The sequence below is a fragment of the Pseudomonas sp. NPDC087803 genome (genome assembly GCF_044742995.1).
GTDB lineage: Bacteria > Pseudomonadota > Gammaproteobacteria > Pseudomonadales > Pseudomonadaceae > Aquipseudomonas.
Genome location: NZ_JBIUVO010000042.1, coordinates 29,391 through 43,383, shown reverse-complemented (window position 1 = coordinate 43,383; position 13,993 = coordinate 29,391). Strand labels below are relative to the sequence as shown.

The following is a 13,993-nucleotide window of genomic DNA, read 5'->3' as shown; positions in this document are numbered from 1 at the left end:
ACTTTGGCGACCTGCAGGCCACCGACTTGAACGTGTTCAGTCATTGCTTGCCTCACTCTGCTCAGCTATTTCGCTTTTCAGCTCTTCAATTTAACAATGAAGCCTCTGGCCATTTAAACCACAAACCTTCCGACCAGTACATGCCATTGCTGGCGGCTGGGCTGGGACCAATCAACGGCTTGGGGGCCTTGCTGACGGGGCTTTCAAGGTTGCGAACGTGCCTTGGGCAGACATCGATCCAGCGTTATGTAGTGCGCGCTGCGGCATACTACATGATGCGTTGCGCTTGTGAAAATCAGACTAATTACGTCGTTCTGCGACCTCATGACGCATTGCGGTCACGTCGCGGAACGGGATGTTCTCAAAAAACCATCGGATTGTTCCAGCTAAATATAAAAAGTTGTACACATAAATCCTGTGCAGCTCCCATTCAGCTTCGATGAGCCTGTATTTGTGGCGAGGGAGCTTGCTCCCGCTCGGGTGCGAAGCATCCGCAAAAGATATTACTGACTGAAGAGGGCGTCCTGCGGTCGCCAGCGGGAGCAAGCTCCCTCGCCACAGGTGTTGTTCACTTGAGCCTGGCGGCTGAATGTCGGTGCTTGCCTATACTTGCCTTTCTATAACAAAAGTCATGACAAGAGGGCGGCGCCATGGACCATCTCGTACTCACCGTATTTGCCCCGGACAAGCCCGGGCAGGTCGAGCGCATCGCCCAATGCATCGCCGAGCACGGTGGCAACTGGCTGGAAAGCCGCATGTCACGGATGGCCGGGCAGTTCGCCGGGATTCTGCGGGTGGGCGTACCGGCGGAGGCTTACGACGAATTAGTCGATTCCCTACAAGCACTGTCGGCACAGGGCATTCGCGTGCTGATCGCCGAGAGCGGTATCGAGCAGTCCTGCACCTGGAAACCGATCGCCATGGAACTGGTGGGCAATGACCGTCCGGGCATCGTGCGCGACATCACCCGTTTGCTCAGCGAACAGGGGGTGAATCTCGAACGGCTGGTGACTGAAGTACGCCCGGCGCCGATGAGCAGCGAGCCGCTGTTCCACGCCGAAGCGATTCTCGCGGTGCCACTGACCCTGTCGCTGGACGTGCTGCAATCGCGCCTGGAAACCCTGGCCGATGATCTGATGGTTGAACTGGTGTTACGCACAGACCTTTAAGCGCCGCTGGGGTTATCCAGTTTTAACGTGCACCTGCCTGTGGATAACCTGTAGAGACCGGGCGCAACGCCACGCTGGCCGTGGCTTGCAGCGAACTGATCAAAAAACCGCCAGCATTCAGTGACTTGCGCACAAACGGCGGGGATCACGCTGTGGATAACCTTGGGAAGGAATGTTGCAGGCCACGAGAACCGTGGCCTGCAAAGCTTTGTGCATTTTTTGATCAGCTGCGCCGACGCAGACTGATCACTGCATCGACGCTGTAAACGGCCAGACCAGCCCAGATGAAGATGAACGCGATCAGCGTGCTCGACGACAAATGCTCACCAAACAGCAGCACCGCCTGCAGCAGCACCAGTGTTGGCGCCAGGTATTGCAGGAAACCGATGGTGGTGTAAGGCAGGTGCCGGGTAGCGGCGTTGAAGCACACCAGCGGCACCAGCGTCACCGGGCCGGCGGCTACCAGCCACCAGGCTTGGGAAGTGGTCCAGAACTCCGGTTGTGCGCTGGTCGCGGTCTGATTGAACAGCAGCCACGCCACGGCGATCGGCACCAGCATCCAGGTTTCCACCACCAGCCCCGGCAAGGCCTTGACCGGCGCCTGTTTGCGGATCAAGCCGTAGAAGCCGAACGTCAGCGCCAGCACCAGCGAGACCCACGGCAGACTGCCGACCTGCCACACCTGCTGCGCCACACCGACGGCCGCCAGCCCCACCGCGATCCACTGCATGCGTCGCAGGCGTTCGCCGAGCAGCAGCATCCCCAGCAGCACGTTGACCAGCGGGTTGATGTAGTAACCGAGGCTCGCTTCGAGCATGCGCCCGTTGTTCACCGACCACACGTAGGTCAGCCAGTTGGCCGCGATCAGGGTGCCGCTCAGGGCCAGAATCGCCAGGCGCTTGGGGTTGTCCAGCAGCTCGCGCAACCAGCCGGGATGCTTCCACACCATCAGCAGCAAGGCGCCGAACAGCGCCGACCACAGCACGCGGTGAATGATGATCTCGACTGCGGGGACTTCGGCGATGGCTTTGAAGTAGATCGGGAACAGGCCCCAGATGATGTAGGCACTCAGGCCCAGAATGTACCCGCGACGCGGGTTGGCGGCTTGCATGCAGAATCCTTGCTTAGGCAGCTGACAAAGCAGGGATTGTAAGGAGATTTGTTGGCAAATGAGTTTTGAATTTGTGAATACTGGCCAAATGTGGGAGCGGGCTTGCTCGCGAATGCGGTGTATCAGCAGCAGAATAATTGCCTGACACACCGCCTTCGGGAGCAAGCCCCCTCCCACAAAGGTTTGTGGTGAATCAGAAGAGTTTCAGTGGCTCTTCATTCAGCGCCGACAGCTGTTCGCGTAGCGCCAACACCTGATCGCCCCAATACCGCTCCGTACCAAACCACGGAAAGCTGTGCGGGAACGCCGGGTCGTCCCAGCGTCGTGCCAGCCAGGCGCTGTAGTGCATCAGGCGCAGGGCGCGCAGCGGTTCGATCAGCGCCAGTTCGCGCGGATCGAAGTCGTGGAATTCGTTGTAGCCGTCCATCAGCTCCGAGAGTTGGCCGAGGCAATCCTGACGGTCGCCCGCCAGCATCATCCAGATGTCCTGCACCGCCGGACCCATGCGACAGTCGTCGAGGTCGACGATGTGGAACATCTCGTCGCGGCACATCATGTTGCCGGGATGGCAGTCGCCGTGCATGCGGATGTTCTGGTGCGGCGTGGCGGCGTAGACGTCTTCGACCCGCTTGAGCAGGTCGCGGGCCACGGACTCGTAGGCCGGCAACAGGCTCTTGGGAATGAAGTTGCCTTCAAGCAACGTCGCCAGCGAGGCGTGACCGAAGTTCTGCACGGCAAGTGCTTCACGGTGTTCGAACGGCTTGGTTGCACCGACGGCATGAATGCGCCCGAGCAACTGGCCGAGGCGATACAACTGATCAAGATTGCCCGGCTCCGGCGCACGCCCGCCACGACGAGGGAACAGGGTGAAACGGAAACCGGCGTGTTCGTGCAGGGTCTGGCCGTTGTGGATCAGCGGCGCCACCACGGGAATCTCGACGTCGGCCAGTTCGAAGGTGAACTGGTGTTCTTCGAGGATGGCTTCGTTGGTCCAGCGCTGCGGACGGTAGAACTTGGCGATCAGCGGTTCGGAGTCTTCGATGCCGACCTGATAGACGCGGTTCTCATAGCTGTTGAGCGCGAGAATGCGCGCATCACTGAGAAACCCGATGCTTTCGACGGCATCGAGTACAAGGTCGGGGGTGAGCGTTTCAAACGGGTGGGCCATGCTGACTCCTGCGCGCAGCAGGCTGCCGCGTCCGGCCCAGCATGGTAGCGCAGACTGTGGAGGTTGAGGGTTTTGCCTTGAATAGTGGGCTGCCTGGAAGGGCCTCTTCGGGAGCAAGCCCCCTCCCACAGTGGATCTCCGGTATGCCGACCATCTCATGCACTCAGCCGATCCAATGTGGGAGCGGGCTTGCTCGCGAAAGCGGTTTATCAGGCGCCGACGATTCCACCATCCTCACGAGTAATCGCCATCACCGAAGACCGCGGCTTGCCATTCGGCAGATGCTCGGGGAAGGTCGAACCGCCGTTCTCGCCCGGGTGCTGAATCCCGACAAACAGGGTCTTCTGATCCGGCGAGAAGCTGATCCCGGTCACTTCACAGCCAATCGGCCCGACCATGAAGCGGCGAATCTCGCCAGTCTTGGGATCGGCGCAGAGCATCTGGTTGTTGCCCATCCCGGCGAAGTCACCGGCGTTGCTCGAATCACCGTCGGTGAGAATCCACAAGCGCCCGGCCTTGTCGAAGCCCAAACCGTCCGGGCTGTTGAACATGTTCTGCGGGGTGATGTTTTTCGACCCGCCCTTCGGCGTACCGGCGTGCACGCCCGGGTTGCCGGCAACCACGAACAGGTCCCAGGCGAAGGTTTTCGCCGCATGATCGTCGCGGTCGGTGCGCCAGCGCAGGATCTGCCCGTAGACGTTCTTCTCGCGCGGGTTCGGCCCGCCCACCGGTTGCCCGTCTTCGCCGCGTTTGGCGTTGTTGGTCAGGGTGCAATAAACCTGGCCGTCCTTCGGGCTGACCACGATCCACTCCGGGCGGTCCATGCGCGTGGCGCCGACCACACTGGCGGCGAGGCGGGCGTGGATCAGCACTTCGGCCTGATCGGCGAAACCGCTGCTGGCGTCGATGCCGTTCTTGCCATGGGTCAGTTCGATCCACTGGCCCTGGCCTTTCGGGTGATCCGGGTTGCCGTCACCGGCGTCGAACTTGGCCACGTACAGCGTGCCGTGGTCGAGAATGTCGCGGTTGGCTTTCGGGTTGCGATGGTTGATGCGGTCGCGGCTGACGAATTTGTAGATGAACTCGCCGCGTTCGTCGTCGCCCATGTACACCACGGCGCGCCCGTCATCGGTCTCCGCGAGGGCGGCGTTTTCATGCTTGAAGCGACCCAGCGCCGTACGCTTGACCGGGGTCGATTGCGGATCGAACGGATCGATCTCGACCACCCAGCCGTGACGGTTGAGTTCGTTGGGGTTCTTGGCCATGTCGAAGCGCGGGTCGAACGGGTGCCAGTTGATTTCGCGGCTGGCGGCCGACACGCCGTAGCGCTTTTGCGCCGGGTCGAACTGCTGCTGGGCGTTGCTGCTGCCGAAGCAATCGGTGAAGTTTTCTTCGCAGGTCAGGTAGGTGCCCCACGGCGTCTTGCCGTTGGCGCAGTTCTGGAAGGTGCCGAGGACTTTCTTGCCGTGCTTGTCGGCGGCAGTCTTCATCAACTCGTGACCGGCTGCCGGGCCACTGATGCGCAGCGGCGAGTTGCCGTGGATGCGACGGTTGTAGCGCGAGCCCTGGACGAACTGCCATTGGCCGTTCTTGCGCTGCACTTCGATCACCGACACACCTTCGCAGGCCAGTGCCTTGCGCACGTCTTCGGCCGATTGCGGCATGCCGCCGTGCGGGTAGAGGTAGCGGTAGTTGGTGTATTCGTTGTTGATTGCCATCAACGCACGGTTTCGGTCGTCGGGGAATTCGAACAGGCTCATGCCGTCGTTGTTGTCGCCGAACTGCACTTCCTGGGCGGCGGCGGTGCCATTGCCGCTCGGGTCGAATGCCGGGCCGTTCTTGTGCAATGGCTGACCCCAACTGATCAGCACCGAAGACTTGTAGCCCTTGGGCAGGCTGATGACGTCGGTGGTCGCGGCGGGAATGCTCTCGAAACCGAGCAGGCGGCTGTTGCCGGCGCTGATGCCGGTGGCCAGCGCACTGCGGCTCAGCAGGTTGCCGCCGAGGAACATGGCGGCGCCGCACAGCGCACCGGCGCTGATGAAGCCGCGCCGGCTGAGGCCGACCATCTTTTCCAGATCAGTCGATTGGTTTTCTTCTAATAGGCTCACATCAGGCTCCCTGCTTGGTTTTGGCAGCAACCTTAATGGGAGGCGATGAAGTTTTTGTTGCAGAAAGTCCCGTTACAGCGGCGTGCCGATCAGCACATTGGACGGCGAGAACTGCACCTGCACCGCTTGCCCGACACTCAGCTTGCGGGTCCGAAGCTGCAGCGGCTCAGCCAGGGCGCAGAGCGTCTGGCCGTTGGGCAGGGTGATGCGCACTTCGCTGGGGCCGTCCTCGGCATCGAGAATGGCTTCAATGGTGCCCTGCAGAAGATTGTGTCCAGATGTTGCAACTTGATCCATGGCCAGCAATTCAAGCCAGCCGGCCTTGATCAGTGCCACCACTTCGGTGCCCGGTTGCAGCTCCAGGTGCACGGTGCTGTCGTGGGTGATCTGCGCGTTGATCCACAGGCCTTCGGCCAGTTCGAGGCGAATCAGGTCATTGCGGCCCTGACCTTCGATGGCGACGACTTTTCCGTGCAGTTGATTGCGCGCGCTGGTGCGCAGCATCAGACGCCCGAGCAAATCCAGATCGCTGGCGTCTTCAGCAGCTTCCAGCACCTGCGCCTGCAAGGCTTGCAGCTTTTGATAAAGACGCAACACCCGTTCGCCTTCGCTGGACAGCTTGGCGCCACCGCCGCCCTTGCCGCCGACCGCGCGTTCCACCAGCGGTTTTTGCGCCAGGTTGTTCAACTCGTCGATTGCATCCCAAGCGGCTTTGTAACTCAGCCCGGCGCTTTTCGCGGCGCGGGTGATCGAGCCTTGTTCGGCAATGTGCTGCAGCAGGGCGATGCGCTGCGGACGGCGGACGATGTGCTGGGAGAGCAGGGTGGGCAGGGACATGGATGGGTGCTTTTTCACAGTGGCGGTGGGAAGTGAAGTTGGCGGCTTGCACCACAAGAGTCAAGCCACACGCTGACCCCCGGTGGGAGCGGGCTTGCTCGCGAAGGCGGTGTGTCAGTCGCCATAGATGCTGAATGTCTGGCCCCTTCGCGAGCAAGCCCGCTCCCACAATGGGATTGTGCTGATTCTCAAGTCCCCGGCTTTGGTGTGCGCGCCAGGCAATACACGTCGACCCGCTTGGCCCCCGCATCCCGCAGCAGTCGCGCCAGTGCCTGGGCCGTGGCGCCGGTGGTCAGCACATCATCGACCAATGCGAAGTGCCGGCCTTTCACCTCTGCGTCCGGTGCCAGAGCGAAGGCGTTACGCAAGTTACGCTTGCGCGCCTTGGCGTCGAGATCCTGTTGAGCGCTGGTGTCGTGGATCCGCCGCAGAGCATGTTCCTCAAAAGGCAGATCGAGCTGTTGACTCAACCATCGCCCGAGCATCGCCGCCTGATTGAACCCGCGCTGCCGCAGTCGTTTACCCGCCAGTGGCACCGGCAGCAACACCTCGGGTCGCGGCAAACCTTCGTCGAAGCAATGTTGCAGGTATTGTCCGGCAACGTCGGCGAGCAGGTGACCAAGCGGCCATTTCGCGTTGTGTTTAAAGCGCGTAATCAAACTGTCCACCGGGAACTCATAGCGCCATGGCACAACCACCTGTTCGAACGCCGGCGGCTCTAGCAGGCACCCGCCGCAGGTCATGCCAGCGGCGGGCAACGGCAGGGCGCAGGTCTGGCAGTGGTCGCCGAGCCAGGGCAGATCGGTTTCGCAAGCGACGCAGATTGGCAATTCTGCTTCTGCGGGTTCATCGCACAGCAAGCAGGTCTGTACGCTTTTTAAACAGATGTAAACCTGTTGTTCGTGTCGTGGTTGACAGCGCATGACTCTTCCTTAAATATGCCGAACATCCGTGTCGCGCCTGTGGGTATTCCGTTCCCGCAGCCGCCAGCCAAGCATAACCAAGGAACTGCCCATGAGCGCCAGCACCTCTGCCACCCTGCGTCACGACTGGTCTTTAGCCGAAGTCAAAGCGCTCTTCGTACAGCCATTCAACGACTTGCTGTTCCAGGCGCAGACGGTGCACCGCGCACATTTCAACGCCAACCGCGTGCAGGTTTCCACGCTGCTGTCGATCAAGACCGGCGCCTGCCCGGAAGACTGCAAGTACTGCCCGCAGTCCGGTCACTACAACACCGGCCTGGAAAAAGAAAAGCTGATGGAAGTGCAGAAGGTCCTCGAAGAGGCTGCCCGCGCCAAAGCCATCGGCTCGACCCGTTTCTGCATGGGCGCTGCGTGGAAGCACCCGTCGGCCAAAGACATGCCGTATGTGCTGAAAATGGTCGAAGGCGTGAAAGCCATGGGCCTGGAAACCTGCATGACCCTCGGTCGCCTCGATCAGGAGCAGACCGAGGCGTTGGCCAAGGCTGGCCTTGATTACTACAACCACAACCTCGACACCTCGCCCGAGTTTTACGGCAGCATCATCACCACCCGCACTTACAGCGAGCGCCTGCAGACGCTGGCGTACGTGCGTGAGTCGGGGATGAAGATCTGCTCCGGCGGCATTCTCGGCATGGGCGAGTCGCTGGACGACCGCGCCAACCTGCTGATCCAGCTGGCCAACCTGCCGGAGCATCCGGAGTCGGTGCCGATCAACATGCTGGTGAAAGTTGCCGGCACACCGCTGGAAAACGCCGAAGACATCGACCCGTTCGACTTCATCCGCATGCTCGCTGTCGCGCGCATCCTCATGCCGCAATCCCACGTACGCCTGTCCGCCGGCCGCGAAGCGATGAACGAGCAGATGCAGGCGTTGGCGTTCCTTGCCGGTGCCAACTCGATTTTCTACGGCGACAAACTGCTGACCACCGCCAACCCGCAGGCCGACAAGGACATGCAACTGTTCGCCCGTCTGGGCATTCAGCCGGAAGCGCGCGAAGAGCATTCCGATGAAGTGCATCAGGCTGCCATCGAGCAAGCGCTGGTGGAGCAGAAGAGCAGCGAGCAGTTCTATAACGCGGCGGTCTGAAACCTGCGCGGATTTCTCTGAAGGAATGCAAAACCCCTGTGGGAGCGGGCTTGCTCGCGAAAGCGTCAGCAGTCGACATTACCGTTGAATGTCAGACCGCCTTCGCAAGCAAGCCCGCTCCCACAGGGAATCTGTGTCACTTGAAAGTCGAGGCCTGCATGTCTTTCGATCTCGCCGCACGCCTTGCTGCCCGCCGTGCCGAAAACCTCTATCGCCAGCGCCCGCTGCTCGAGTCCCCGCAGGGGCCTGAGGTGGTGGTCGACGGCCAGCCGTTGCTGGCGTTCTGCAACAATGACTACCTTGGCCTGGCCAATCACCCGCAAGTGATCGAAGCCTGGCGCGCCGGTGCCGAGCGCTGGGGCGTGGGCGGCGGCGCTTCGCATCTGGTGATCGGTCACAGCGGCCCGCATCACGCCCTGGAAGAAGCTCTCGCCGATCTCACTGGGCGGCCGCGCGCGCTGCTGTTCACTACCGGCTACATGGCCAACCTCGGTGCGGTCACGGCGCTGGTCGGGCAGGGCGATACGGTGCTGGAAGACCGGCTCAACCACGCGTCGTTGCTGGATGCCGGTCTGTTGTCCGGCGCGCGTTTCAATCGTTATCTGCACAACGACGCCGACAGCCTCGCCAAGCGGCTGGAGAAAGCCACCGGCAATACGCTGGTGGTCACCGACGGCGTGTTCAGCATGGACGGCGATCTCGCCGATCTGCCGGCGCTGGCGCGTGAGGCCAAGGCCAAAGGCGCGTGGCTGATGGTCGACGATGCCCATGGCTTCGGCCCGCTTGGCGCCAATGGCGGCGGGATCGTCGAGCATTTCGGCTTGAGCCAGGACGATGTGCCGGTGCTGGTCGGTACCCTCGGCAAGGCGTTCGGCACGGCGGGTGCTTTCGTCGCCGGCAGTGAAGAGCTGATCGAAAGCCTGATCCAGTTCGCCCGGCCGTACATCTACACCACCAGCCAGCCGCCAGCACTGGCCTGCGCGACGCTGAAAAGTCTGGAATTACTGCGCAGCGAGCATTGGCGGCGTGAGCACCTTAATCTGCTGATCCGCCAATTTCGTCGAGGGGCCGAGCAGATCGGTCTGCAACTGATGGACAGCTTCACCCCGATCCAGCCAATCCTGATCGGCGATGCCGGTCGCGCCGTGCGCCTGTCGCGGATGCTGCGCGAACGCGGCTTGATGGTCACGGCGATCCGTCCGCCTACCGTCCCGGCAGGAAGTGCACGCCTGCGCGTGACCCTGACCGCTGCCCACAGCGAGGCGCAGGTGCAGCTATTGTTAGAAGGACTGGCCGATTGCTTTGCCCAACTGCCGCCGGAGCCAAGCCATGCGTGATCGCCTGATTCTGCTGCCCGGCTGGGGCCTCGGTATTTCGCCGCTGGAACCTCTGGCTGCGGCATTGCAGGGGCTCGACGAACATTTGCGTGTCGAGATCGAGCCGTTGCCGGAACTTGATTCCAGCGACTTGCAGGACTGGCTCGACGAACTCGATGAACGTATTCCTCAAAACGTGTGGCTGGGCGGTTGGTCGCTTGGCGGCATGCTTGCCGGCGAGTTGGCGGCGCGGCGTGGAGAACATTGCTGCGGCCTGCTGACACTGGCGAGCAATCCTTCGTTTGTCGCTCATGAGCAATGGCCGAGCGCGATGCCCGGCGAGACGTTCGATGCGTTTCTCGCCGGCTGCCAGTCCGACCCGCGGATGACCCTCAAACGGTTCTCGCTGTTGTGTGCTCAGGGCGCGCAAGACCCGCGCGGCTTGTCGCGGCTGATGCTCGGTGGTGCGCCGAATGCGGCACCGGAGACCTTGATGGCCGGGCTGGAGTTGCTCGCACAACTGGATACCCGTGAAGCGTTGCAGGCCTTTCGCGGCCCGCAGTTGCACCTGTTCGCCGGGCAGGACGGCCTGGTGCCGGCGGAAGCGGCGGGGGCGTTGTTCGCGCTGTTGCCGGATATCGAAATTGGTCTGATCGAACAGGCCAGTCATGCATTTCTTCTGGAAGACCCCCATGGCGTGGCGGGTGCGATCCAGGCTTTTCTACACGAGTGCGGTGATGACTGATTTGTCTCTTGTTGCGCTGCCCGGCGGCTTGCCCGACAAGCGCCAGGTCGCGGCGTCTTTCTCCCGTGCAGCGGCCAGTTACGACAGTGTTGCCGAGTTGCAGCGTGATGTTGGTTCGCAGTTGCTCGCGCGCTTGCCTGGGGGTTTTGTGCCGGCACGCTGGCTGGATCTGGGCTGCGGCACCGGGTATTTCACTCGCGCATTGGCCGAGCGATTTGTCGAGGGTCATGGTCTGGCACTGGATATCGCCGAGGGCATGCTCAATCACGCACGGCCATTGGGCGGCGCGCAGCATTTCATCGCTGGTGATGCGGAGCGTCTGCCGTTGCAGGATTCCACCTGCGAGCTGATTTTCTCCAGCCTTGCGGTGCAGTGGTGTGCGGACTTCGAATCGGTGCTCAGCGAAGCCTTTCGCGTGCTGAGACCCGGCGGAATTTTTGCGTTTGCTAGTCTTTGTGTCGGGACGTTGTACGAATTGCGCAACAGCTGGCGGCAGGTCGATGGCCTGGTGCACGTCAACCGCTTCCGTGAGTTCGCCCGGTATGAGCAGTTGTGTGCCGCCAGCGGCTTGCGTACGGTGAGTCTGCAGAATCAGGCGCATGTGCTGCACTACCCGGATGTGCGCAGCCTGACCCACGAACTCAAAGCACTCGGCGCGCACAATCTGAACCCCGGGCGGCCGGGTGGCTTGACCGGGCGCGCGCGGATTCTCGGCCTGGTCGAGGCTTATGAGCAATTCCGTCAGGCACAGGGATTGCCGGCGACTTACCAGGTGGTCTACGCCGTGTTGGAGAAACCCTTATGAGCGCAGCCTATTTCATCACCGGGACTGACACCGATGTCGGCAAGACCACCGTGGCTGCCGGGTTACTGCATGCTGCGCGCTCGGCGGGGCTGACTACGGCGGCGGGGAAACCGGTGGCTTCCGGTTGCGAAGTAACGCCCAAGGGCTTGCGCAACGCCGATGCGCTGGCGCTGCTGGCCGAGTGTTCGGTGCCGCTGACTTATCAACAGGTCAATCCGGTGGCGTTCGAGCCGGCCATCGCGCCGCATCTGGCGGCGCGCGAGGCCGGTGTCGCGCTGACCGTGCAATCGCTGCTGGCGCCGATGCGCGAAATCCTGGCGCTGAATGCCGATTTCACCTTGATCGAAGGGGCGGGTGGCTGGCGGGTGCCGTTGGCCGATCAGGACAATCTGTCGGATCTGGCCATCGCGCTGAAACTGCCGGTGATTCTGGTGGTGGGCGTACGGCTGGGCTGCATCAGCCATGCCTTGCTGACGGCCGAGGCGATTGCCCGCGATGGTCTGCAACTGGCGGGTTGGGTGGCGAATATCATTGATCCGAAGACGTCGCGTCTGGAGGAGAATCTGGCGACGCTGGCCGAGCGGCTTCCGGCGCCGTGTCTGGGGCGCGTGCCGAAACTCAAAGCGCTCAATGCCGAAGCGGTGGCTGCCCACTTGCAACTCGATCTGCTGGATTAATGTTTTTGGCTATGACAAGGCACTGTGCCATCAGTATTTTTGACGGGTGTTTTTCTGGCGCCTCTGCTTCAATGGCAACCATTGATCCTTCCCAAGGATGAGAACTCCCATGGAAATCTCCGGTAACACAGCTTTTTATGCGGGTTTGAGCACCATTCAGACCGGGCAGAACCGTGTCGATCAGGCCGCTAGCCAGATCGCCAACAACACCATCGAGCGTTCGGTCACCAGTCAGTCTTCCGAAGCGCAGGTCGATCGTCTGCGCGGCATCGACCGCAGCCAGCAAATGGATCCGGGCAGTGCCATGGCCGAGATGGCTCAAGGCAAGTTTCAGGTTGAGCTGGGTACTAAAGTCGCCAAGGCATCCGATGAAATGCTCGGTACGATCATCGATACGTTTGCCTGATTTTTCGCGTCTCTCGCCTGCTGAACGCCGCGCTCTATCGCGGCGTTTTTCGTTGTAAGTCCTTCTCCCTCAACTAATCTTTTTTCATTGCCCGTGGCGCTTCGCAGGCCATGGCGGTTTGCTGTGTCCGGCATTTGAAAAAAGTGATGACGAACGGCAAAAGATCGACGCTTGACAAGGTTTCGGCGTAAACGTATGTTTCAAACAACTGTTTGACCGTCACAACAAATCAACACGGTCGTTCATTCCCGGTTACATCAGCAGAGGTTTATCGCTATGCCTGACTACAAGGCCCCCTTGCGTGATATTCGCTTCGTTCGTGACGAACTGCTCGGCTACGAAGCGCACTATCAGAGCCTTCCAGCTTGCTCCGAAGCAACGCCGGACATGGTTGACGCCATTCTCGAAGAAGGCGCCAAGTTTTGTGAGCAGGTACTGGCACCGCTGAACCGCGTGGGCGACCTCGAAGGCTGCACCTGGAGCGAATCCGGGGTGAAAACCCCGACTGGTTTCAAAGAGGCCTACAAGCAATTCGTCGAAGGCGGCTGGCCAAGCCTGGCCCACGATGTCGAACACGGCGGGCAAGGCCTGCCGGAGTCGCTGGGTCTGGCCGTGAGCGAGATGGTCGGTGAAGCCAACTGGTCGTGGGGCATGTACCCGGGCCTGTCGCACGGCGCGATGAACACCATCTCCGAGCACGGCACCCCTGAGCAGCAAGAAGCCTATTTGACCAAACTGGTGTCCGGCGAGTGGACGGGCACCATGTGCCTGACCGAACCGCACTGCGGCACCGACCTGGGCATGCTGCGCACCAAGGCCGAGCCTCAGGCCGACGGTTCCTACAAAGTTTCCGGCACCAAGATCTTCATCTCGGCCGGTGAACACGACATGGCCGACAACATCGTCCACATCGTACTGGCCCGCCTGCCGGACGCTCCGGCTGGCACCAAAGGCATTTCCCTGTTCATCGTTCCAAAATTCCTGCCGAACGCCGATGGCACCCTCGGTGCGCGCAACGCCGTGAGCTGCGGTTCGCTGGAACACAAGATGGGCATTCACGGCAACGCCACTTGCGTGATGAACTTCGACGGCGCTACCGGTTTCCTGATCGGCCCGGCGAACAAAGGCCTGAACTGCATGTTCACCTTCATGAACACCGCACGTCTGGGTACCGCACTGCAAGGTCTGGCCCACGCCGAAATCGGCTTCCAGGGTGGCCTGAAATACGCTCGCGATCGTCTGCAAATGCGCTCCCTGACTGGCCCGAAAGCGCCGGACAAAGCCGCTGACCCGATCATCGTGCACCCTGACGTACGTCGCATGCTGCTGACCATGAAGGCTTTCGCCGAAGGCAACCGCGCGATGGTGTACTTCACCGCCAAACAGGTCGACATCGTCAAATACGGCGTCGACGAAGAAGAGAAGAAGAAGGCCGACGCACTGCTGGCGTTCATGACGCCGATCGCCAAAGCGTTCATGACCGAAGTCGGTTTCGAATCCGCCAACCACGGCGTGCAGATCTACGGCGGCCACGGCTTCATCGCCGAGTGGGGCATGGAGCAGAACGTTCGCGACAGC

At 61.4% G+C, this 13,993-nt stretch carries 14 protein-coding genes; 9 read left to right on the top strand and 5 right to left on the bottom strand.

What is annotated here, in order from left to right; translation table 11 throughout:
- Together ACIOUG_RS19100 and ACIOUG_RS19095 are read left to right on the top strand one after the other, a co-directional pair.
- A partial coding sequence (locus tag ACIOUG_RS19100) for a hypothetical protein (protein ID WP_401067726.1) occupies nt 1-443 on the top strand: 443 nt, incomplete at its 5' end.
- A 207-nt stretch (nt 444-650) separates the two neighbouring features.
- On the top strand, nt 651-1,169 hold the full coding sequence (locus tag ACIOUG_RS19095) for a glycine cleavage system protein R (protein ID WP_095137448.1): 519 nt from the start codon (nt 651-653) through the stop codon (nt 1,167-1,169).
- A 223-nt stretch (nt 1,170-1,392) separates the two neighbouring features.
- On the opposite strand, the gene rarD is transcribed toward ACIOUG_RS19095, so the two are convergent.
- The 5 genes from rarD to ACIOUG_RS19070 all read right to left on the bottom strand — a co-directional run bounded on the left by rarD (nt 1,393) and on the right by ACIOUG_RS19070 (nt 7,319).
- Nucleotides 1,393-2,280, bottom strand: a complete 888-nt coding sequence (rarD, locus tag ACIOUG_RS19090) for an EamA family transporter RarD (RefSeq protein WP_401067724.1) — start codon at nt 2,278-2,280, stop codon at nt 1,393-1,395.
- A 193-nt stretch (nt 2,281-2,473) separates the two neighbouring features.
- Nucleotides 2,474-3,448 (bottom strand): serine/threonine protein kinase, encoded by a 975-nt coding sequence (locus ACIOUG_RS19085; protein ID WP_401067722.1) that lies wholly within the window; start codon nt 3,446-3,448, stop codon nt 2,474-2,476.
- 209 nt (nt 3,449-3,657) lie between these two features.
- Nucleotides 3,658-5,559: a PhoX family protein gene (locus ACIOUG_RS19080; RefSeq protein ID WP_401067720.1), complete on the bottom strand. Its 1,902-nt coding sequence runs from the start codon at nt 5,557-5,559 to the stop codon at nt 3,658-3,660.
- 72 nt (nt 5,560-5,631) lie between these two features.
- Nucleotides 5,632-6,396 carry a TOBE domain-containing protein gene (locus tag ACIOUG_RS19075; protein WP_401067717.1) on the bottom strand — a complete coding sequence of 255 codons (765 nt, stop codon included), beginning with the start codon at nt 6,394-6,396 and terminating at the stop codon, nt 5,632-5,634.
- Nucleotides 6,397-6,584: 188 nt separating this feature from the next.
- Nucleotides 6,585-7,319, bottom strand: coding sequence for a ComF family protein (locus tag ACIOUG_RS19070; RefSeq protein WP_401067715.1), 735 nt, complete (start codon nt 7,317-7,319; stop codon nt 6,585-6,587).
- A gap of 91 nt (nt 7,320-7,410) precedes the next feature.
- On the opposite strand from ACIOUG_RS19070, the gene bioB reads away from it, so the two are divergent.
- The 7 genes from bioB to ACIOUG_RS19035 form a co-directional block, all read left to right on the top strand.
- Nucleotides 7,411-8,466 carry a biotin synthase BioB gene (gene bioB, locus ACIOUG_RS19065; RefSeq protein WP_401067712.1) on the top strand — a complete coding sequence of 352 codons (1,056 nt, stop codon included), beginning with the start codon at nt 7,411-7,413 and terminating at the stop codon, nt 8,464-8,466.
- 158 nt (nt 8,467-8,624) lie between these two features.
- Entirely contained in the window at nt 8,625-9,803 is a 1,179-nt protein-coding gene (gene bioF / locus ACIOUG_RS19060) for an 8-amino-7-oxononanoate synthase (protein WP_401067710.1), read from the top strand.
- Nucleotides 9,796-10,527, top strand: a complete 732-nt coding sequence (locus ACIOUG_RS19055; protein ID WP_401067707.1) for an alpha/beta fold hydrolase — start codon at nt 9,796-9,798, stop codon at nt 10,525-10,527. Before bioF ends, ACIOUG_RS19055 begins: the two co-directional genes overlap by 8 nt.
- Nucleotides 10,520-11,332, top strand: a complete 813-nt coding sequence (gene bioC, locus ACIOUG_RS19050) for a malonyl-ACP O-methyltransferase BioC (protein WP_401067705.1) — start codon at nt 10,520-10,522, stop codon at nt 11,330-11,332. Before ACIOUG_RS19055 ends, bioC begins: the two co-directional genes overlap by 8 nt.
- A complete protein-coding gene (gene bioD / locus ACIOUG_RS19045) occupies nt 11,329-12,009 on the top strand; it encodes a dethiobiotin synthase (protein WP_401067702.1) in 681 nt (226 codons plus the stop codon). Before bioC ends, bioD begins: the two co-directional genes overlap by 4 nt.
- Before the next feature lie 109 nt (nt 12,010-12,118).
- Nucleotides 12,119-12,415, top strand: coding sequence for a hypothetical protein (locus tag ACIOUG_RS19040; RefSeq protein ID WP_003228898.1), 297 nt, complete (start codon nt 12,119-12,121; stop codon nt 12,413-12,415).
- Between the two features lie 276 nt (nt 12,416-12,691).
- The coding region (locus ACIOUG_RS19035; protein ID WP_401067699.1) for a phenylacyl-CoA dehydrogenase at nt 12,692-13,993 on the top strand (1,302 nt) is incomplete at its 3' end.